The organism is Pseudomonas sp. UBA7500, assembly GCF_002478435.1.
In the GTDB taxonomy this organism is placed as follows: Bacteria; Pseudomonadota; Gammaproteobacteria; order Pseudomonadales; family Pseudomonadaceae; genus Aquipseudomonas; species Aquipseudomonas palmensis.
The window spans coordinates 176,564-197,135 of the sequence record NZ_DLNW01000028.1; the positions used below are offsets into that span (position 1 = coordinate 176,564).

The following is a 20,572-nucleotide window of genomic DNA, read 5'->3' on the forward strand; positions in this document are numbered from 1 at the left end:
CTATTTGCCTAGCTTGCCACGGACGCCATGACCGAGAACGATTATCTGCTCGCCTGGGGACTCTATGCCCTGGCCGCCCTGGGTTGCCTGCTGGTGGGCTTTCGCCTGACCGCGTGGATGTGGCGCTGGTTGCGCGAGCCGCTGCGGGTGATCATGGCAGTGCTGCTGCTGACCCCGACCATCATCGACCCGGTGAAGGAGAAGTTCGCCCCGGCCATTGCCATCACTGCCCTGGACCTGGCCTTCAAGGTCGGCAACAACGTGCTGCGCGCCGCGTCCGACCTGGCCATGTACGGCATGATCGCGTTCATCCTGTATGGCGTGTTCGTGCTGCTGCGCTGGCCGCTGGAGCGCCGTGCCAAGGCCCGCCGCGCCGCTGCCGAAGCCGCCGCCAGGCGCGATGCCGACGAGCCGCTGGACGACCAGCCGTTCGCCGCCGACAGCCGTGACCGCTACCGCAGCGAACCCCCTGAAGCACCCGCCGGCGGCAGCCGCGAGCGCCTCGAACCGCGTTTGTAAGATCCGCCCTGGAGCGACCCCTGCATGTGTGAATTACTGGGCATGAGCGCCAATGTCCCTACCGATATCGTGTTCAGCTTCACCGGGCTGATGCAGCGTGGCGGACGTACCGGGCCGCACCGTGACGGCTGGGGCATCGGCTTCTATGAAGGCCGTGGCCTGCGCCTGTTCCAGGACCCGGCGGCCAGCTGCGAGTCGGAAGTCGCCAACCTGGTGCAGCGTTATCCGATCAAGAGCGAGGTGGTCATCGGCCACATTCGCCAGGCCAACGTGGGCAAGGTATGCCTGTCCAACACCCACCCGTTCGTGCGCGAACTGTGGGGGCGCAACTGGTGCTTCGCACACAACGGCCAGCTGGGCGACTTCCAGGGGCAACGCACCTTCTACCGCCCGGTGGGCGATACCGACAGCGAGGCCGCCTTCTGCGACCTGCTCAACCGCATCCGCGAGGCATTCCCCGAACCGGTCGAGGTCGAGGAGCTGATCCCGGTGCTGGTGCAGGCCTGCGCCGAGTTCCGTGGCAAGGGCGTGTTCAACTGCCTGCTCAGCGATGGCGACTGGCTGTTCTGCTTCTGTTCGACCAAGCTGGTACACATCACCCGGCGCGCACCGTTCGGCCCGGCGCGGCTCAAGGACGTGGACATGATCGTCGACTTCCAGGCCGAGACCACGCCCAACGACGTGGTCACCGTCATTGCCACCGAGGCCTTGACCGAGGACGAGATCTGGCACCGCTACGAGCCTGGCCAGTGGGGCCTGTGGCGGCGCGGTGAATGCATTGCCCAGGGTCAGGCCAGCTAAGGATCAGCCTTCATGTTCAGAAGTTACCTGCGTTTGCTGTTGTTTACCTTCGGCCTGCTGGTCGGTGTGCAGATCCCCGGGCTGATCAACGATTACACCCAGCGGGTCGAGGCGCACCTGCTCGAATCGCGCGAGGGCCTCAAGGGCTTCAACCAGACCGCGCAGCGCTTTTTCAATGGCGACCTGCAGGCGCTGGTACGTCACTACCGTGCCAGCGACGACCCGGTGTTCAACAGCGATGCCGACAGCATCGACAGCCTGGTGGCGCGCAATCGCCTGCTCGAAGAAGAGTGGCAGACCCTGCAGCGCCCGTGGCTGGTACGCACCTGGCACGTACTGGTGGCGGCCGACCCGGCCTTGCGCGAGGAAACCCTCAAGGGCTACAGCTACCAGATCCTGCTGGCGCCCGAGGCGATGGCCTGGGGCCTGGCCAGCGCCATGCTGCTGGCACTGGTGATCGAGAGCCTGCTGATGCTGATCGGCTGGGCGATCCTCGGCGGTCGGCGCAAGCCGGTGGAGCCGAGCTGGCGCTAGACGGCCTCCGGGCCACCCCCCACCCGACACAGGAGCAACGCGCGTGAGCCGCCTGCTACTCAATTGCGACATGGGTGAAAGTTTCGGCAGCTGGAGCATGGGGCTGGATGCCGAAGTGATGCCCTTTATCGATTGCGCCAACATCGCCTGCGGTTTTCATGCTGGCGACCCGGGCATCATGCGCACCACCGTGGCGCTGGCCGTGGCCGGGGGCGTGCTGGTGGGGGCGCACCCGGCGTACCAGGACCTGGCCGGTTTCGGGCGCCGCTCGATGGCCTGCAGCAATGAAGAGATTCGCGACCTGCTGCATTACCAGATCGGCGCGCTGGACGGTATCTGCCGCACCCAGAAGACCCAGGTGGCCTACGTCAAACCCCACGGGGCGCTGTACAACGACATGATGGCCGAGCCGGGCAAGCTGCGTGCGGTGATCGAGGCGGTGGCCGCCTACGACCGCAGCCTGCCGCTGATGCTGATGGCCACGGCCGACAATCGCGCGGCCCAGGCACTGGGTGACGAATATGGCGTCACGTTGTGGTTCGAGGCCTTTGCCGACCGTGCCTACGACCCCGCCGGACGCCTGCTGTCGCGGCGCCTGCCCGGTGCCGTGCACCACGACCCGGCCCTGATCGTCGAGCAGGCCCTGCGCCTGGCACGGGGCGAGCCGCTGGTTGCCAGTGATGGCAGCGCACTGCGCCTGCAGGCCCATACGCTGTGTGTGCATGGCGACAATGCCAGCTCGGTGGCTGCGGTGCGGCAGATTCGTCAGGCTCTCGATGCGCAGGCGGCGCCATGAAGTGGCGCGTCGAGGTGGTTGCTGTCGATTGCCTGATGGTGCGCCTGTTCGATGCGATCGACGAGTCCAACATGCCCTGGATGCTCGCTGCCACTCAGCGTCTGCGTGCAGCCTTTGCGGCGCAGCTGATCGATCTGGTGCCGTCGTACACCACCGTGATGGTGCATTTCGACCTGTCGCCCACCCAGGCCCGCGAGCGTATCGCGCAGGCGCTCGAAGGTCTTCGCCCCGACGAGGGCGGGGCAGGGCAGCGCCACGACATTCCGGTGTGGTACGACCCCAGCGTCGGGCCCGAGCTGGCCTTGCTGGCGCAGCGCAGCGGCGACTCCGTGGCGGGGGTGATCCGCCGCCACAGCGCGCGCGAGTACCAGGTGTTCGCCCTGGGCTTCGCCCCGGGTTTCGCGTTCATGGGGCTGGTCGAGGAGGCGCTGGCCGCGCCGCGCCTGGCCACCCCGCGCAAGCGCGTGGCAGCCGGCAGTGTGGGCATCGCCGAGCGCCAGACGGCGGCCTACCCGGCGGTGTCGCCCGGGGGCTGGAACCTGATCGGGCGTACCCCCAGCCGCCTGTTCGATCGCCAGCGTGAGGGCTACAGCCTGCTGCAGCCGGGCGACCGGGTGCGCTTCGTGGCGGTGGAGCGTGCCGAATTCCTTGCACTCGGCGGCGACGACACGCCCCTGCAGGTGTCGCCGTGAGCCGCTTGCTGATCGAGGCCAGCACGCCGCTGTGCCTGTTGCAGGATTCCGGGCGCTTTGGCGTGCGCCACCTGGGCGTGACCCAGGGCGGTGGTCTGGACTGGGTATCGATGCGCTGGGCCAACTGGCTGCTGGGCAATGCACCGCAGGCGGCGGTGGTGGAGATCACCCTGGGCGGGCTGACGCTGGTGGCCGAGCAGGCGTGCTGCCTGGCACTGGCCGGTGCTGACCTGGGCGCACGGCTCGACGACCAGCCGCTGGCGCCGTGGCGCAGTTTCGTGATGGCCAAGGGGCAGCGCCTGCAGTTCACCCAGCCGCTGCAGGGTGTGCGGGCCTACCTGGCGGCGCCAGGGGGATTCGCTGCGCCGCAGGTGCTGGGCAGTTGCGCTACGGTGGTGCGCGAGGAGCTGGGCGGGCTGACGGGACTGGGCAGGGCATTGGCCCGAGGCGAGTGCCTGGGCTACGCCGGCAACGCGCCGGGTGTGCGTGAGGTGCCCGAAGGGCTTCGACCCGTGCCTGGTACCTGCACCGTGCTGGACCTGGTGATGGGGGCGCAGATTGGCGAGTTTGCCGGGCAGAGCCTGTTCGATGCCTTCAACCGCGACTGGACCCTGGACACCCGCGCCGACCGCATGGGCATGCGCCTGCTGGGCCCGGCGTTGCAGTATCAGGGGCAACCGATGATCTCGGAGGGGATACCGCTGGGCGCGGTGCAGGTACCGCCGGATGGGCAGCCGATCGTGTTGCTCAATGATCGGCAGACGATTGGCGGCTATCCGCGACTGGGGGCGCTGACCCCGCTGGCGCTGGCCGGCCTGGCGCAGTTGCTGCCGGGGCGTGTGGTGCGGTTGCGGGCCGTGGTGCAGGAGATGGCATGGCGAGAGCAGCAGCTTTATCTGCAGAGGTTTGTCGACTGACAGGGCCTCTTCGCCGGCAAGGCCGGCGAAGGGTTCACCGCTACTTGGAGAGAAACCGCATCCCTTCCTCCAGCCCGCGCAAGGTCAGCGGGAACATCCGGTCCTCGACCAGCTCGCGCACGATGTTGGTCGAAGCGGTATAGCCCCAGGTGTCCTTGGGGTAGGGGTTTATCCAGATCAGCTTCTTGTACTTCTCCATGAAGCGGCGCATCCACACATACCCGGCTTCCTCGTTCCAGTGCTCCACGCTGCCACCGGGCTGGGTGATCTCGTAGGGCGCCATGGCCGCATCGCCAACGAACACCACCTTGTAGTCGGCGCCGTACTTGTGCAGCAGGTCCATGGTCGAGGTGCGCTCGGAGGTGCGGCGCAGGTTGTTCTTCCACACCGACTCGTACACGAAGTTGTGGAAGTAGTAGTACTCCAGGTGCTTGAACTCGGTCTTGCAGGCCGAAAACAGCTCTTCGCAGATCTTCACGTGGGCGTCCATCGAACCGCCGATGTCGAACAGCAGCAGCAACTTCACGCTGTTGCGCCGCTCCGGCCGCATCTGGATGTTGAGCAGCCCGGCATCGCGCGCGGTGTGGTCGATGGTGCCGTCGATATCCAGCTCTTCGGCCGCGCCCTGACGGGCGAACTTGCGCAGCCGGCGCAAGGCCAGCTTGATGTTGCGCGTACCCAGTTCCACCCCGTCGTCAAGGTTCTTGTACTCGCGCTGGTCCCATACCTTGACCGCCTTGCCCTGGCGCTTGCCGGCATCGCCCACGCGAATGCCCTCGGGGTTGAAGCCGCCCGAGCCGAACGGGCTGGTACCGCCGGTGCCGATCCATTTGTTGCCGCCGGCATGGCGTTCCTTCTGTTCTTCCAGGCGTTTCTTGAACGCTTCGATCAGCTTGTCCAGACCGCCCAGTGACTGGATCTGCGCACGCTCTTCATCCGTCAGGGAACGCTCGAATTCCTTGCGCAGCCAGTCTTCGGGGATCAGCGCCTCCAGGTGGTGGTCGAGGTTTTCAAGGCCCTTGAAGTAGGCCGAGAAGGCCCGGTCGAACTTGTCGAAGTGGCGCTCGTCCTTGACCAGGATGGCGCGCGCCAAATAGTAGAACTCGTCCATGTCGGCGAAGATCACCCGCTGCTTCAAGGCATTGAGCAGGTCGAGCAACTCGCGTACCGACACCGGCACCTTGGCCGCGCGCATTTCATTGAACAGGTTCAGCAGCATGGCAATGACCCCGTTGGCTCAGCGGTTGCCGCGCCGGCTCATGAACGCCAGGCGCTCCAGCAACTGCACGTCCTGCTCGTTCTTGACCAGCGCACCGGCCAGCGGCGGGATGGCCTTGGTCGGGTCGCGCTCGCGCAATACCGCTTCGCCGATGTTGTCGGCCATCAGCAGCTTGAGCCAGTCGACCAGCTCGGAGGTGGAGGGTTTTTTCTTCAGGCCCGGCACCTTGCGCACGTCGAAGAACACGTCCAGCGCCTCGCTGACCAGGTCCTGCTTGATGTTGGGGTAGTGCACGTCGACGATCTGCTGCAGCGTGGCGCGATCGGGGAAGGCGATGTAGTGGAAGAAGCAGCGACGCAGGAAGGCGTCGGGCAGTTCCTTCTCGTTGTTGGAGGTAATGATGATGATCGGGCGCTGTTTGGCCTTGATGGTCTCGTCGATCTCGTAGACGTAGAACTCCATCTTGTCGAGTTCCTGCAGCAGGTCGTTGGGGAACTCGATGTCGGCCTTGTCGATTTCGTCGATCAGCAGGATGACCCGCTCCTCGGCTTCGAAGGCCTCCCACAACTTGCCCTTTTTCAGGTAGTTGCGCACGTCGTGCACCTTGTCCACGCCCAGCTGCGAGTCGCGCAGGCGGCTGACCGCATCGTACTCGTAGAGGCCCTGGTGGGCCTTGGTGGTGGACTTGATGTGCCAGGTGATCAGCTTGGCACCGAAGGCTTCGGCCAGTTGCTCGGCGAGCATGGTCTTGCCGGTGCCGGGTTCGCCCTTGACCAGCAGCGGGCGCTCCAGGGTGATCGCCGCGTTGACGGCCAGTTTCAGGTCATCTGTGGCGACGTATGCGCTGGTGCCTTCGAACTTCATGTACCGATCCTCAAAAAATGGTCATGCGGTGACTATCATGCGACGACTATAACGCGGGGCTTGCGTGGCTGTGAACGCGGACGGGGTATTCAGTCTGTGGATGATTGGTCATGGAACCGGGGTGGCAGGCCTGGCCTCGTCGCTGGCTTGCCAGCGAAAGGGCCAGTACCGCGATGGATCAGTCAGCTTTCGGCGGCCCCTGTTCATACCGCGCATTGAATGCCTGCACGAAGCCGTTGCGCAGAATCTGCAAAAACGCCTCGAACGCGCTGATATCGCTGTGATGCACGCTGCCGCTGAGCTCCACGCGCGTGGCGAACTGGTTCTTGCGCTGGTTCTTGAGCACCGTTTCGGTACCGCCCACCAGGGCCTCCCAGATCGAGCGCAGAAACCCCTTGTCCTTGTTGTCCACGTCCTGCTGCCAGTTGAACACCTCGACATCGCGCAACAACGGCTTGATGTAGCCCTTGAGCTGGCCCTTGTTCGCCTCGGCCTCGATCACCACGTCGCCGTGCCCGGCATTGAAGTCGAACTTGCCGTAGGCGCTGGCAAAGTCGTTCATCTGGCGCAGCTGGATGCCGGTGGCGCGCAGGCGGAACTGGAAGTCCTCGAAGTTGCTCAGCGGGTCGAAGGTGGCCGTGCTTTCCACCCGCGCGTCGCCCAGCAGCCGGGCCTTGCCCTCGAAGCGGGCGTCGCGCTTGCCTTCGACGTCCACCACGTTGGTCAGGTTGTAGACGCTGGCGTTGAGCTGGGTCGCTTCAAGGCTGACCGGCGGTTTGGAATTGAAGTTGCGAAAGGTCAGGGTGCCGTCGTCTATGCGCAGCTCGTTGAGGGTGATCGGCAGCAGCTTGCTCAACTGCGCGCGCCAGTCGGTGCCCTTACCGGTCTGCGACGCCTGGGTGTTGCCGCCATCGACGAAGTTCAGTTTCGGGCGCAGGAAGGTCACTTCGGCCACCACGGCATGGTCGTACCACAGTGAATGCCAGCTCACCGACAGGTCGATCAGCGGCGCCTCCAGAAACGGCACCGGCACCTTGCCCGTGGTCTTGACGATGGTCAGGCCGTTGATCTTGTAGGCACCCCGCCACAGGGCCAGGTCGACATCGGTGACCTGGCCGCGGTAGTCGCCCATGTCGGCGAGCTTTTCGTTCAAGTAGTTGCGTACCAGGATCGGCAACGTCAGGTGCAGGGCCAGCAGCAACAGTGCAATGCCCAGCAGCCCCCACAGGGGCCAGCGGTAGCGGCGTTTCATCGGCGTGGGTTCCGTGATTGAGGATGATCGGTTGACCGCCGCACGGGCGCATCGGTTCGTTCGGGGTGGACGCACCGCAGGGGCAGGCATACCCTTGAAGTTTTCGCACGGTGCCAAAAGGACCCAAGCCATGAGCCGTATCTTCGCTGACAACGCGCACTCCATCGGCAACACGCCGCTGGTGCAGATCAACCGCATCGCCCCGCGGGGCGTGACCATCCTGGCCAAGATCGAGGGGCGCAACCCCGGCTATTCGGTCAAGTGCCGGATCGGCGCGAACATGATCTGGGACGCCGAAAGCAGCGGCCGGCTCAAACCGGGCATGACCATCGTCGAGCCGACCTCGGGCAACACCGGTATCGGCCTGGCCTTCGTGGCCGCTGCGCGCGGCTACAAGCTGATGCTGACCATGCCGGCCTCGATGAGCATCGAGCGGCGCAAGGTACTCAAGGCGCTGGGCGCCGAGCTGGTGCTGACCGAGCCTGCCAAGGGCATGAAGGGCGCGATCGAGAAGGCCGCCGAAATCGTAGCCAGCGATCCGGCCACCTACTTCATGCCGGCGCAGTTCGACAACCCGGCCAACCCGGCCATTCACGAGAAGACCACCGGTCCGGAAATCTGGAACGACACCGACGGCGGGGTCGATGTGCTGGTTGCCGGCGTGGGCACCGGCGGCACCATCACCGGTGTGTCGCGCTACATCAAGAACACCCAGGGCAAGCCGATTCTGTCGGTGGCGGTCGAGCCGCTGGTGTCTCCGGTGATTACCCAGGCCCTGGCCGGCCAGGAAATCAAGCCCAACCCGCACAAGATCCAGGGCATCGGCGCAGGTTTCGTACCCAACAACCTGGACCTGTCGATGGTCGACCAGGTCGAGCTGGCCAGCGACGAGGAGTCCAAGGCCATGGCCCTGCGCCTGATGCAGGAGGAAGGCATCCTGTGCGGTATCTCCTGTGGCGCGGCGATGGCCGTGGCGGTACGCCTGGCCGAAAAGCCGGAAATGCAGGGCAAGACCATCGTGGTGATCCTGCCCGATTCGGGCGAGCGCTACCTGTCGAGCATGCTCTTCAGCGACCTGTTCACCGAGCAGGAAAACCAGCAGTAACCACCGCCAGGCTCCACCGAGGCTGATCCGCCTCAATGTTCGGCGCACTGCGTTGTTGCACAATTGCCAACACTGAATGTCCGGCCCCGGTTGTTTTTACCGGGGCCGGATCGGTTTATCATGTCCGATTATCCGGCAGCGATGGCCTGATCGAAATTCAAGGAGTGTTGCATGACCTTTTCCTTTGTCGCCAAGGCAGGTGTACTGCTGCTGTTCTTCGGCAGCACCCTGTACGTGCACCTGCGCGGCAAGGCGCGTTTGCCCGTGTTGCGCCAGTTCGTCAACCATTCGGCGCTGTTCGCCCCCTATAACGCCCTTATGTACCTGTTTTCCGGGGTGCCTTCCAAGCCCTACCTGGACCGTAGCCGCTTCCCCGAGCTGGACGTGCTCAAGGACAACTGGCAGGTGATCCGCGAGGAGGCCATGCACCTGTTCGACGAGGGCTACATCCGCGCCGCCGAAAAAGACAACGATGCCGGCTTCGGTTCGTTCTTCAAGAAGGGTTGGAAGCGCTTCTACCTGAAGTGGTACGACAAGGCGCTGCCATCGGCCGAGGCGCTGTGCCCCCGCACCGTCGAGCTGGTCAACAGCATCCCCAACGTCAAGGGCGCGATGTTCGCCCTGCTGCCGGGCGGCAGCCACCTGAACCCGCACCGCGACCCGTTCGGCGGTTCGCTGCGCTATCACCTGGGGCTGTCCACGCCGAACTCGGACGACTGCCGCATCTATGTCGACGGCCAGGTGTACGCCTGGCGCGATGGCGAAGACGTGATGTTCGATGAAACCTACGTGCACTGGGTGAAGAACGAAACCGAGACCACCCGGGTGATCCTGTTCTGCGATATCGAGCGACCGCTGACCAGCCCGCTGATGACCCGCATCAACCGCAAGGTCAGTGCCTTCCTGGGCCGGGCCACCGCGCCGCAGAACACCGACGACGAGCGCGTGGGCGGCATCAACCAGGCGTATGCCTGGAGCAAACGCTTCAGTACCGTGATCAGCAGCCGGGTCAAGACCTTCAAGCGCGCCAACCCCAAGGCCTACCGCGTGCTGCGCCCGGTGCTGGCGGTGCTGGTTGCTTACCTGCTGTACCGCTGGCTGTTCTGACCACACTCGGTGCAAGGTTGGCCCCTGCCGGGGCGGGCCTTGCACCGTGTCGCGAGTGTGGCTATATTCACCCACAGTTCACCTCACCGAAGACCTGCACATGCCAGCTTCCCGCCCCACCACCGTATTCGCTACCGCGCCCGACGCGGTCGTGGTCGTGCGTGGGTCCCAGCAGCCGGTCATGATCAGTCACTACCCACCACCTGTCAGTAGCCCCGTGGCGTGCGTTGTCGCACCACCCGGCGTGGTTGTAGTGCTGGGCTGAGCGGCCACTGGCTGCGCCCCCACCACACCTGAACCCTACTGAATACGGCCGGCTGCACTGCGCAGCTCGACCGTTCGGCTTACTTGCCCGAATACAGGTGGCATTTCATGTCAGTTATCTCGAAACAATCCGTGGCCTCGGCGGCCACCACCAGCCTGTTCGTCCTGCTCTGGAGCAGCGGCGCCATCGTCTCCAAGCTCGGCCTGGCGCAGGCCTCGCCCTTTGCCTTTCTGCTGATCCGCTTTGCGATTGCCTTTGTCGGCCTGCTGCTGCTCGGCCCGTTGCTGCGCCTGCATTGGCCACGCGGTCGCGGCCCGTTGCTGCAAGCCATCGCCACCGGCTGCGTGCTGCTCGGTGCCTACCAGATCTTCTACCTGCTGGCGCTGGACCTGAAGGTGACGCCCGGCATCATGGCCACCGTGATGGGCGTGCAGCCGATCCTCACGGTGGTGCTGATGGAGCGCAAGCGTTCGTTCAGCCGCCTGTTCGGCCTGAGCCTGGGGCTGATCGGGCTGGTGATGGTGGTGTACCAGGGCATCGGCCTGGGCGGCATCTCGCTGGCGGGCATGCTGTTCGCGCTGCTGGCGCTGGCCAGCATGACGTTCGGCTCGATCATGCAGAAGCGCATCACCAGCAACCCGGTGGGCACGTTGCCCTTGCAGTACCTGGCGGGGCTGCTGATGTGCGCGCTGTTTGCACCGTTCCAGCCGCTGGCGGTCAACCCCAATGCCAGCTTTGTGTTCTCGGTGCTATGGATGGGCCTGGTGGTGTCGTTGCTGGCGACCTTGCTGCTGTACCGGCTGATCGCCAAGGGCAACCTGGTCAATGTCACCAGCCTGTTCTACCTGGTGCCGGCGGTGACGGCGGTGATGGACTACCTGATCTTCGGCAATCGCCTGGCGGCCTTGAGCCTGCTGGGCATGGGCTTGATCGTGGTGGGCCTGCTGTTCGTGTTCCGCACGCCCGCGACCAAGCCTGACACGGTGGATCAGTCGCTGGCCAGCTGACGGGCCTGGCGGGCCGGCTTGAGCACCAGCCACAAGGCCACGGCAATCAGCAGCCCGCCATACAGGTGCGCCATCGACAGGGGCTCGTCCAGCAGCCACGCGCCCCACAGCACTCCGAAGGCCGGGATCATGAAGGTCACGGTGGTGGATTTTACCGGGCCGATTTCGCTGATCAGGCGAAAGTACAGGATGTAGGCGAAGGCGGTGCACAACAGGCCCAGCCCCAGCAGCGACAACCACACCTGCCAGCCGCCCCAGCTGGCAGGTGGCTGGGTGATCACGCTGAAGCCGAATAGCGGCAGCAACAGCAAGGTGGCGCCCATCATGCTGCCCAGCGCCGACAGGCGACTGTCCAGGCCGCCCTGGTGGTCGAGCCAGCGCCGCGCCAGATACCCCGAGAAGCCATAGCAGGTGGTGGCCGCCAGGCAGGAGAGGGCGCCCTGCATGAGCCTGGCGTCGAAGGCCACCGGCCCCGCACCACTGAGAATGCCGACCCCGAACAGGCCCAGGAAGATGCCGCCCAGCTTGGGCAGGGTCATGGCCTCGCGGAAGAACAGCGCGCCGATCAGCACGCCCATCAGCGGCGTGGTGGCGTTGAAGATCGCCGAGTAGCCGGCGGGCAGCACCTGTGCGGTCACCGAGTAGAGCGTTGCGGGTATTCCCGAGTTGATCATGCCCAGAAACAGGCAGGCCTTGAGTTTGCCCTGGAAGTCCCAGCGCACGCGCAGCAGGGCGAGAATCACCAGCAACCCGGCGCAGGCGATGGAGACGCGAAAGAAGGCGGTGGGCAGGGTGCCCAGCACCGGCGCAATGATGCGCATGAACAGAAAACTGGCCCCCCACACGGCAGCGAGAATCAACAGTCGGGTGATGGCGATGGGGCTCACGGGGGTTCTCCGGGTAACAGGGGCAGGGGCGGGAGTTTACGGTAAAAGCCAGGGTGGGCTCTCTCGCTTTCTTGCGGTGTCAATTCGGGCGCTTTCGCCAGCACCGCTGGCTCCTGCTGTGGGGGCGGTATCTGTAGCAGCCGGCCTTGCCGGCGAAGGGCGCGAAACGGTTCCTAAGTAGGCTATCGCAGCCTTGCGTGACTGGCTAAGCTCAGGTCTTTGAAATTCCCGCAGAGGTCTTACCCATGCCCCAACAATGGCCGGCCGCCGCCATCGCCCGGATGATTCTCGATGGCTTCGACAGCTACCGTGAGCACTTTCGCCAGATCACCGACGGGGCACGCCAACGCTTCGAGCTCGCGCAATGGCAGCAGATCCAGACGGCCTCGGCGGCACGTATCAATCTCTACGAGGAAAAGGTCAGCGAGGTCAGCGGCTGGCTGGCCGGCGCTTTCGAGCCCGAGGTTCTGCTGGATGCGACGTTCTGGCCGCTGGTCAAGAGCGCCTACATCAGCCTGATCGACCCGCGCCTGGACGATGAACTTTCCGAAACCTGGTACAACTCGATCTTCTGCAGCCTGTTCAGCCATGACCTGATCAGCGACGGCTGCATGTTCATCCATACCACGCGCCCGGCACTGCGCGCCCATGAGCGCGCCGCGCAGACCCGCACCTACCGCCCCCAGGGCGGGCTGGGCGAGATGCTCGCGCAGGTCTTCGCCGACTACGCCTTCGCGGTGCCCTTCGCCGACCTGCCCGGCGACCTGGCGCGCCTGGAGGCGCAGTTGCGCGAGAACCTGCCCGATTGGGTGTGCAAGGACCCGCAACTGCAGGTGGAGCTGTTTTCCTCGGTGCTCTATCGCAACAAGGGGGCCTACCTGGTGGGCCGGCTGTTCACCCACGATGAACAGTGGCCGCTGGTGATTCCGCTGCTGCACCACGAAGGCCACGGCATCGAAATCGATGCGCTGATCACCGATGAAGCCGATGTGTCGATCATCTTCTCGTTCACTCGCTCGTACTTCATGGTCGATGTGCCGGTGCCGGCCGAGTTCGTGGGCTTTCTCAAGCGCATCCTGCCGGGCAAGCACATCGCCGAGCTGTACACCTCCATCGGTTTCTACAAGCACGGCAAGTCCGAGTTCTACCGGGCGCTGATCAATCATCTGGCCAGTACCGATGACCGCTTCATCATGGCCCCCGGCGTGCGCGGCATGGTCATGAGCGTGTTCACCCTGCCGGGCTTCAACACCGTGTTCAAGATCATCAAGGACCGCTTCTCGCCGTCCAAGAGTGTCGACCGCGCCACGGTCATCGAGAAGTACCGCCTGGTAAAGAGCGTCGACCGCGTGGGGCGCATGGCCGATACCCAGGAGTTCGCCGACTTTCGCTTCCCGCTGGGCAAGTTCGAGCCCGAGTGCCTGGCCGAGTTGCTGGAAGTGGCGCCGTCGACCGTGGTGGTGGAGGGCGACACGGTGCTTATCCGCCACTGCTGGACCGAGCGGCGCATGACCCCGCTGAACCTGTACCTGGAAAACGCCAACGAGGCCCAGGTGCGCGAGGCGCTGGAGGACTACGGGCTGGCGATCAAGCAACTGGCGGCGGCGAACATCTTCCCCGGCGACATGCTGCTGAAGAACTTTGGCGTTACCCGGCATGGGCGGGTGGTGTTCTATGACTATGACGAGATCTGCTTTCTGACCGAAGCCAACTTCCGCTATATCCCGCCGCCGCGTTTCCCCGAGGACGAGATGGCCAGCGAGCCGTGGTACTCGATCGGGCCGCTGGACGTGTTCCCCGAGGAGTTCCCGCCGTTTCTGTTTGCCGATATCGGCCAGCGGCGCCTGTTCAGCCAGCTGCATGGCGAGTTGTATGACGCCGATTACTGGAAGGGGCTGCAGGCGGCGATACGGGAGGGGAAGGTGATCGATGTGTTCCCGTACCGGCGCAAGTGCCGGGAGAACTGAGCAGCTTCGCCGGCCTTGCCGGCGAATCGGTTCAGGATTGCAGGCACTTGAGCTTGCTGAAGTCCTGCTGCACCTTGGCCAGCCTGCCCTGCAGGTGCTGACGTTGCTGCTCGCTGCTCTGCGCCATCAGGTCCACCAGCAGGCTGCGCGCCTCCTGTTCGGTACGCTGGTAGGCCATGCGGTACTCCGGCGTCCACAGGCTTTCGCGCTGCTTGAGCAGTTGTTCCAGCCTTGGTTCGAATGCCTCGCTGCGCCGTTGCTCCATCGCCGCACTGAACTGCGCCTGCCAGTGTGCGCGGTTGGCGATCCACTGACGGTTCTGTTCGCCCAACGCCTGTGACCACTGCGCCACGCGCAGGCGCTGCTGCGGGTTCAGTTCGCCCAGCCATGGCGTCAGGCGTTTTTCCATGCGCTGCTGGCGCTGCTCGATCTGCCTGGCCAGCGGCGTCTTCACGTACTTGGCCTCGCGCTCGCGAATGTCTTCGGCAAACGCCTCGCGCATGTCGCTGACCTGTTCGTCGTCCATGCCGCGCAGCAGCTGCGTGGCCGACGGCATGATCTGGTCGGCCACCTCGGCGATGGCCTGCTTGGCCTGCTCGGTGCGCAGCCTTAGCTGCGCGTCGGTGACCTCGTTGTGCGCGACCATCTGTCGAATATCGCCCAGCCATGTCAGATAGCCCGGCAACTGTGTACGACAATGCCATGCCAGGTGCGCCTTGAGTCGTTCGTCCAGCCAGCCTTTCTGCTGGCGATTCATGCTCAGGTAGTCGCTCAGCGACCAGGGCACCAGTACATCGAGGTTGCGGTAGGCGAGGTCCATGCGGTTGCAGCCGACCAGCAGCAGCGTCGACAGCACCAGCAGCGAAAGGCAGCGAAACAACGTGGACAGGCAGGCATCCATGGGTGCATATCCTTGCAGGGGCGTGCTTGTGTTTATAGAACAACGGCGCGCCTGGCGGTTCCCGTAGCGTGTAGAATGCCAGCCTCGCAACGAGGATTTCAGCAAATGGCTTTAGTTGGGCGTTACAACACTTTGCAAGTGGTCAAGCACACGGATTTCGGTCTGTACCTGGACGGTGGGGCGGACGGCGAGATCCTGCTGCCCAACCGTTACATCCCCAAGGACACGCCCACCGAGGTCGAGGACTGGCTCAACGTCTTCGTCTACCTCGACAGCGAAGACAAGCTGATCGCCACCACCGAGAAGACCAAACTGCAGGTGGGCGAGTTCGCCAGCCTCAAGGTGGTGGAAATCAACAGCATCGGCATCTTCCTCGACTGGGGCCTGCCCAAGGACCTGTTGATGCCGTACTCCGAAGAAAAACGCCAGATGAAGGCGGGCGAGTACTGCGTGGTGCATGCCTACCTCGACAAGCGCACCCGGCGCATCACCGCCACCGCGCGCCTGGACCGCTACCTCGACAAGCTGCCGGCCAACTACAGCGTGGGCCAGGAAGTCGACCTGCTGGTGGTCGAGGAAACCCCGATGGGGTTCAAGGCCATCATCAACAACAAGCACTGGGGCCTGATCCACAAGAACGAAGTGTTCAAGTTCTTGCGTTCGGGCAAGCAGGAGAAGGGCTACATCAAGGAGCTGCGCAGCGACGGCAAGATCGCCCTGAGCCTGCAGCCGGTCGGCCAGGCCCTGGCCAGCACGCTGAACGACAAGATCCTCGACAAGCTCAAGGCCGCCAACGGCGTGCTGCCGGTCAGCGACAAGAGCGACCCGCAGGTGATCAGCGACCTGTTCGGGGTGAGCAAGGGCAATTTCAAGAAAGCGATCGGCGCCCTGTACAAGGACGGGCGCATCGTGATTCACGCCGACCGCATCGAACTGGTCTGATCAGACCTGCACGAAGGCGGCAAAGCTCAGGTTTTCGCCGCCTGGACGCAAGTCCTGCAGCAGCGAGTCGCGGTCGGCGCTCAGCGCCAGGCTGATGGTCGAGCGACGCTTGCCCGGCTTGCGTACTTCCATCTTCTCCAGGTGCGCACGCAGGAAGTTGACCGGCACCTTGAGGTGCTGCAACTGGTCGGTCTCCGGGGTGTAGAGCAGCAGGTTGACCCAGTCGGCCACGCTCTTGGGCAGCACCAGCTTCACCGGCACATCGAACCACCACAGGCTGCGCTTGGTATCGAGCACGGCAAACAGGGTGTTGTCGCTGTTGAGCACAGGGCGTTCCAGCGCCTGGTTGCGACGGGCGATGGCGGTGGGTTTGTCGAGTTTCATGCAGGTTCCTACGGGTGACGCTTGAAAGGTCGGCCATTGTGCTGGGATTGCGCTGAAAACTAAAGCGGGGCCTGCTGACAGGGCCGACCATTTGCAGACAATCCCTGCCGACGAATGGCCGCCCCGCGGTCCTCAGCGCGCCAGCGCCTTGCTCAACTCCGAGGTGGCCCCGTCGGACCGGGTGACCGTCGCGGTGAACGCCTGCAGCCCATCTGCTTGCGGCAATACATACTCGAACTGCGCCTGACCCTTGGCATCCGTCGCCACCATCACTTCGCCCAGATACTGCTCCGCTTCACTGGCCTTTGAGTCAGCATTGCCGAACACCTCCACCCGCAACAGGCTGTCGGGCTCGCCACTCACCTGGCCCAGCAAGCGGTCACCTTTGACTGCCTTGAGCAGCGGGGCCGCCTGATCGTGATTGGGTACCGGCTGGCAACCCTGCGGTGCGGCCTTGTCGGTGCAGATGATCGCCCGGTTGGTGCCCGACGGGTCGACACCGATGCCACGCGAGCCCACATAGATCGCATGCTCCAGCGCCGGCACCGAAAACACGATGGCACCGGTGCGCTGATCGGGCACGCACGAACCGCCCGCTTCGCAGCGCCGGATATCCTGGCTGTTGTTCCAGATGCGGTTGGCGGTCAGGCGGTTGCTGGTGGAGGTCGGCTCCGGGCGCAGCGCCACGCCGATGCGGTTGCCGTGGATCAGGTTGCCATCGAGGATGTTGCCCGCACCGCTGACGCTCACGCCGATGGAGTTGCCGGTAAAGGTGTTGGCCCCCAGGTAATTGCGCTGGCCCCAGTTGATCTGCAGACCGTCGGAATAGTCCTCGAAGCGGTTGCGCACCACCGTGTTGTCATTGCCCCACAGGATCTCGATGCCCTGGGAGGGCTCCGCGTTGGCCGGGGTGGAGCGAAACAGGTTGTCGGCCACCAGGTTGAACGCCGCGCCGCGGGTCAGCTCCAGGCCGTCGCCGTTGTCCACCAGCTGGTTGCGCAGCACCTTGTTGTTCACCGTGGTGGTGGCGGTCGAATTGCCCTGGCCGTCGTCGCCGGTCAGCATGATGCCGGCGCCACCCTTGTTGGCGGTGATGCGGTTGTCCTGGATGACGGTGTGGCTGGCGCGGTTGACCAGGATGCCGATGCAGAAATTACGCACATCCAGGCCGGAAATCTCCACGCCCTGGGTATCGCGTATCACCAGCCCCGGGCCGGTGGTGGTGCGCACATTGGTGCCGAACTGTCCGGGCACGGCGCCAGGGCATGCGCGCGTACCGTTGCCGACGATATAGGCCGAACCGTCGATGGCGATGTACTCGCCGCTGCGCTTCCAGGCCGCACCTTCGAGGCTGACCGGGCCGAGAATCGGCGGCAGGGCCGAAGCGGGCTTGATCACGTAGGGCGGCTGGCCGACCGGGCGGATCTCGATCCGGTAGGTGCCGGGCGCCTGGTTGTTGCGCTCGATGGCCCAGCGCAGGCTGCCGGGCTGCTCGTCGTCGGCATAGCGATCGACCACCAGGGTGGTCAGGGCGGCGGGCTGTACGGCAGGTGCTGCGTGCAGGGCATGGGCAGGTACGGCCAGCAGCAGGGCTGCCAGCAAGGGGGAGATACGCATGGGTAGTGATCGCTGTGTCTGTTGTTTTTATCGCGCCCGGGCTGCAGGGCGCTGGTGCCCGATTCTAGGCAAAGCCGACAGCCCCTGACGCAGGCCAGGCACGATTGGGGGCGATATTCGCCCGCTGTTTATCCATTGTGGGAATCCACACCGCACAAAAATATTTGAAACTCTCGCAGAAGCGGGCGGGTCCACTGACTGTCGACACTGACAGCTATCTGTTCCCCTTCAGGAGAAATGCCATGAGCAGCACTTCGGACAAAGCAAAAGGCTTGGCCAACGAAGCGGTAGGCAACATCAAGCAAGGCGTGGGCAAGGTGACCGATAACGATAAACTGCGCGCCGAGGGCAAGGCCCAGGAAGTCAAGGGCGAAACCCAGCAGGCAGTGGGCAAGGCCAAGGATGCGGTCAAGGATGCTGTGAAAAAGCCCTGACCGGCTGCGCGTGTAGCCGATAACGGCCATCTTCGGGTGGCCGTTCTGCTGTCTGTGGCAATCAATCGTAACCTCACAGACGTGGTCTACTAGACTACCGTCAGGTAAAACACCCCCCCAACGCTTGGATTACTGCCTATGACAGTGGAGCGGCGAAAGGAGACGCTATGATTTTCCCCAACTTGCACGGCCTGCCGTTGCATCGTGTTCTGGTGCGCACGGTAAGCGAGTTTCTCGATGACGAGATGTCCACCTATGCGTCGGCCCTGGCCTACCAGATGCTGTTTTCGCTGTTCCCCTTCCTGCTGTTCCTGATCGCCCTGATCGGGTTTCTGCATCTGCCCGACTTCTTCACCTGGCTGCGCCTGCAGTCGGAACTGGTGTTGCCGCCCCAGGCGCTGGAGCAGGTCAACCCGGTGATCGACCAGTTGCAGCAATCCAAGGGCGGGCTGCTCTCGGTAGGTATCGTGATCGCCCTGTGGACCGCGTCGGCGGGCGTGCGCCTGATGATGAGCGCGATGAACGCCGCCTATGACGTGGTGGAAGGGCGCCCGGTGTGGAAGCGCATCCCGCTCTCGGTGCTGTATACCGTCGGAATCGCCGGCATGCTGCTGGCCGCCGCCGCCTTGATGGTGCTCGGCCCGCAGGTGATGGAATGGATCGCCTCGCAGGTAGGCATGCAGGAGTTCATCGTCACGCTGTGGACCATCCTGCGCTGGCCGGCCATCATCATCCTGATGATGGTGGCGGTGGCATTGATCTATTACGTGATGCCCGATGTGGAGCAGGAATTTCGCTTCATCACCCCCGGCTCGGTACTGGCGGTGGTGGTGTGGATCATCGCGTCGCTGGGGTTTGGCTACTACGTCAAGACATTTGCCGACTACAACGCGATGTACGGCAGCATCGGTGCGATCATCGTGCTGTTGCTGTACTTCTATATTTCTGCCGCAGTATTGCTGCTGGGGGCGGAGATGAATGCGGTGATCGAGCACATGTCGGCCGAAGGCAAGGACCCTGGCGAGAAGGAAATGCCCGACGACGATGCGCCGGAACATGATAAAAAGCATGTTTCCGGGCTGGGGCGCGATCACTCCATCCCGTCCGATTCCGCGCCTGAACCCGTGAGCCGAGCCCCGCATGATTCGTGACATCCTGAAGATGGACGACGAGCGCCTGTTGCGCGTTGCACCGCCCGTACCGGCCCGCCTGTTCGGCACTGCCGAGCTGGAGCAGCTGATTGCCGACATGTTCGACACCATGCAGCACGTGGGCGGCGTGGGGCTGGCGGCGCCGCAGATCGGGGTCGACCTGCAACTGGTGATCTTCGGCTTCGAGCGTAGCGAGCGTTACCCGGATGCCGAGCCCGTGCCGCAGACCATTCTGCTCAACCCGGTGATCACCCCGGTGGGCACCGAGGTCGAGGATGGCTGGGAGGGCTGCCTGTCGGTGCCCGGCCTGCGCGGCGTGGTCAGCCGCTACCGGCACATTCGCTACAGCGGGGTCGACCCGCAGGGCCAGCCCATCGAGCGCTCGGCAGAGGGTTTTCATGCGCGGGTGGTGCAGCACGAATGCGATCACCTGATCGGTCGCCTGTACCCCTCGCGCATTCATGACTTCAGCAAGTTCGGTTATACCGAGGTACTGTTCCCGGGGCTGGACCCGGCCAGCGACGACTGATCCCGCGCCAACGCGATCAACGATTTGCTGCGCTGATAGCGCGCCAGGCGCTCATTGAGCTGCAGCGGCAGTGCGCCGGCAGGGCTGAACCCCAGTGGCTGGTAGAAGGCCAGCAGGTCCGGGTGGCAGAACAGCCACACCGTGCCCGGCTTGTCGGCGCAGGCATGCTCGATCAGTTGTCGTGCAATGCGCCGGCCGCGCCAGGCGGGTGCCACCAGCAAGCCGGTCAGCCAGAACCCCTCGGGTACCGCGCTCATGTTCACTGCGGCGACAAGCTCACCCGCACGCGCCACCCAGGCCTCGCCCTTGGCACTGGCACGCATGGCCGTACCTTCGGCGCGATAGAATTTGTTCAGCAAAGGGCGCTCTGCAGCGCTTAGCAGGCTGTAGCGTATTTCACTCACGGCGGTTTCCAGCAAGGGCTCTGGCACGGGCTTTTACACGGGCTTGGGTAGGCTGTCGAGGGCTTGTCGTGCGGTTATTGTTACCGAGGCGGTAACAGTGAATGTCCGGCTTCGGGCTTCAACCACCTTCGCAACCTTATAAACTTGACCCATCCCAGCAACTAGAAGCGTAACGGGATCGGTACTTCGTGTTATGTCCATTCGTTGATATGACAACTTCTCCGCGCCAACTCGGCTGATGAAGTCAAACACTTCGTTTGATTGCTTTGCAGGCCTAA

The 20,572-nt window shown here is 64.1% G+C and carries 22 protein-coding genes; 14 read left to right on the plus strand and 8 right to left on the minus strand.

The window, feature by feature from the left end:
* Positions 1-27: 27 nt before the first annotated feature.
* From B4I46_RS14005 to B4I46_RS14030, 6 genes are read left to right on the plus strand one after another with little or no spacing between them, the layout of a single operon-like run.
* The gene (locus B4I46_RS14005; protein ID WP_043864195.1) at positions 28-519 is read left to right on the plus strand and encodes a hypothetical protein; all 492 of its coding nucleotides are present in this window, start codon (positions 28-30) and stop codon (positions 517-519) included.
* 24 nt (positions 520-543) lie between these two features.
* Entirely contained in the window at positions 544-1,320 is a 777-nt protein-coding gene (locus tag B4I46_RS14010; RefSeq protein WP_043864194.1) for a class II glutamine amidotransferase, read from the plus strand.
* Positions 1,321-1,332: 12 nt separating this feature from the next.
* On the plus strand, positions 1,333-1,854 hold the full coding sequence (locus B4I46_RS14015) for a DUF2937 family protein (protein WP_054914961.1): 522 nt from the start codon (positions 1,333-1,335) through the stop codon (positions 1,852-1,854).
* A 43-nt stretch (positions 1,855-1,897) separates the two neighbouring features.
* Entirely contained in the window at positions 1,898-2,650 is a 753-nt protein-coding gene (locus B4I46_RS14020; protein ID WP_043864192.1) for a 5-oxoprolinase subunit PxpA, read from the plus strand.
* On the plus strand, positions 2,647-3,342 hold the full coding sequence (gene pxpB, locus B4I46_RS14025; protein ID WP_210014570.1) for a 5-oxoprolinase subunit PxpB: 696 nt from the start codon (positions 2,647-2,649) through the stop codon (positions 3,340-3,342). The genes B4I46_RS14020 and pxpB overlap by 4 nt, the downstream gene beginning before the upstream one ends.
* Complete coding sequence (locus tag B4I46_RS14030; protein ID WP_286900666.1) at positions 3,339-4,259, plus strand: biotin-dependent carboxyltransferase family protein; 921 nt, start codon at positions 3,339-3,341, stop codon at positions 4,257-4,259. The genes pxpB and B4I46_RS14030 overlap by 4 nt, the downstream gene beginning before the upstream one ends.
* 40 nt (positions 4,260-4,299) lie before the next feature.
* Here B4I46_RS14030 and B4I46_RS14035 read toward each other — a convergent pair whose 3' ends face one another.
* The 3 genes from B4I46_RS14035 to B4I46_RS14045 all read right to left on the minus strand — a co-directional run bounded on the left by B4I46_RS14035 (position 4,300) and on the right by B4I46_RS14045 (position 7,594).
* A complete protein-coding gene (locus B4I46_RS14035) occupies positions 4,300-5,478 on the minus strand; it encodes a vWA domain-containing protein (protein WP_043864189.1) in 1,179 nt (392 codons plus the stop codon).
* An 18-nt stretch (positions 5,479-5,496) separates the two neighbouring features.
* Positions 5,497-6,342: an AAA family ATPase gene (locus B4I46_RS14040; RefSeq protein ID WP_043864188.1), complete on the minus strand. Its 846-nt coding sequence runs from the start codon at positions 6,340-6,342 to the stop codon at positions 5,497-5,499.
* A 178-nt stretch (positions 6,343-6,520) separates the two neighbouring features.
* Positions 6,521-7,594: a DUF748 domain-containing protein gene (locus tag B4I46_RS14045; RefSeq protein WP_258662354.1), complete on the minus strand. Its 1,074-nt coding sequence runs from the start codon at positions 7,592-7,594 to the stop codon at positions 6,521-6,523.
* Positions 7,595-7,724: 130 nt separating this feature from the next.
* On the opposite strand from B4I46_RS14045, the gene cysK reads away from it, so the two are divergent.
* The 3 genes from cysK (at position 7,725) to B4I46_RS14060 (ending at position 11,078) form a co-directional block, all read left to right on the plus strand.
* Entirely contained in the window at positions 7,725-8,699 is a 975-nt protein-coding gene (cysK, locus tag B4I46_RS14050) for a cysteine synthase A (RefSeq protein WP_043864186.1), read from the plus strand.
* A 171-nt stretch (positions 8,700-8,870) separates the two neighbouring features.
* Positions 8,871-9,806, plus strand: coding sequence for an aspartyl/asparaginyl beta-hydroxylase domain-containing protein (locus tag B4I46_RS14055; protein ID WP_043864185.1), 936 nt, complete (start codon positions 8,871-8,873; stop codon positions 9,804-9,806).
* A 372-nt stretch (positions 9,807-10,178) separates the two neighbouring features.
* Positions 10,179-11,078 carry a DMT family transporter gene (locus B4I46_RS14060; RefSeq protein ID WP_286900669.1) on the plus strand — a complete coding sequence of 300 codons (900 nt, stop codon included), beginning with the start codon at positions 10,179-10,181 and terminating at the stop codon, positions 11,076-11,078.
* Here the strand turns inward: B4I46_RS14060 and B4I46_RS14065 are convergent.
* A complete protein-coding gene (locus B4I46_RS14065) occupies positions 11,060-11,965 on the minus strand; it encodes a DMT family transporter (protein ID WP_286900671.1) in 906 nt (301 codons plus the stop codon). The two genes, B4I46_RS14060 and B4I46_RS14065, sit on opposite strands and share 19 nt — an antisense overlap.
* A 245-nt stretch (positions 11,966-12,210) precedes the next feature.
* Here B4I46_RS14065 and aceK point away from each other — a divergent pair, with 245 nt between their 5' ends.
* Positions 12,211-13,932, plus strand: coding sequence for a bifunctional isocitrate dehydrogenase kinase/phosphatase (aceK, locus tag B4I46_RS14070; RefSeq protein WP_043864182.1), 1,722 nt, complete (start codon positions 12,211-12,213; stop codon positions 13,930-13,932).
* 31 nt (positions 13,933-13,963) lie between these two features.
* Here the strand turns inward: aceK and B4I46_RS14075 are convergent, their stop codons facing one another.
* Positions 13,964-14,833, minus strand: a complete 870-nt coding sequence (locus tag B4I46_RS14075; RefSeq protein WP_088514499.1) for a DUF6279 family lipoprotein — start codon at positions 14,831-14,833, stop codon at positions 13,964-13,966.
* Positions 14,834-14,938: 105 nt separating this feature from the next.
* On the opposite strand from B4I46_RS14075, the gene B4I46_RS14080 reads away from it, so the two are divergent.
* Positions 14,939-15,775: a CvfB family protein gene (locus B4I46_RS14080; RefSeq protein ID WP_043864180.1), complete on the plus strand. Its 837-nt coding sequence runs from the start codon at positions 14,939-14,941 to the stop codon at positions 15,773-15,775.
* Here B4I46_RS14080 and B4I46_RS14085 read toward each other — a convergent pair whose 3' ends face one another.
* Both B4I46_RS14085 and B4I46_RS14090 read right to left on the minus strand, forming a co-directional pair.
* Entirely contained in the window at positions 15,776-16,159 is a 384-nt protein-coding gene (locus B4I46_RS14085; protein ID WP_043864179.1) for a hypothetical protein, read from the minus strand.
* Positions 16,160-16,291: 132 nt separating this feature from the next.
* Positions 16,292-17,776, minus strand: a complete 1,485-nt coding sequence (locus B4I46_RS14090) for a right-handed parallel beta-helix repeat-containing protein (protein WP_286900672.1) — start codon at positions 17,774-17,776, stop codon at positions 16,292-16,294.
* Between the two features lie 242 nt (positions 17,777-18,018).
* Here B4I46_RS14090 and B4I46_RS14095 point away from each other — a divergent pair, with 242 nt between their 5' ends.
* The 3 genes from B4I46_RS14095 (at position 18,019) to def (ending at position 19,890) form a co-directional block, all read left to right on the plus strand.
* Positions 18,019-18,210, plus strand: a complete 192-nt coding sequence (locus tag B4I46_RS14095; RefSeq protein WP_043864177.1) for a CsbD family protein — start codon at positions 18,019-18,021, stop codon at positions 18,208-18,210.
* Between the two features lie 167 nt (positions 18,211-18,377).
* Entirely contained in the window at positions 18,378-19,361 is a 984-nt protein-coding gene (locus B4I46_RS14100) for a YihY/virulence factor BrkB family protein (protein ID WP_043864176.1), read from the plus strand.
* Entirely contained in the window at positions 19,351-19,890 is a 540-nt protein-coding gene (gene def / locus B4I46_RS14105) for a peptide deformylase (protein ID WP_286900675.1), read from the plus strand. Before B4I46_RS14100 ends, def begins: the two co-directional genes overlap by 11 nt.
* On the opposite strand, the gene B4I46_RS14110 is transcribed toward def, so the two are convergent.
* Positions 19,842-20,294 carry a GNAT family N-acetyltransferase gene (locus B4I46_RS14110; protein ID WP_286900676.1) on the minus strand — a complete coding sequence of 151 codons (453 nt, stop codon included), beginning with the start codon at positions 20,292-20,294 and terminating at the stop codon, positions 19,842-19,844. The genes def and B4I46_RS14110 overlap by 49 nt on opposite strands.
* Positions 20,295-20,572 lie beyond the last annotated feature (278 nt).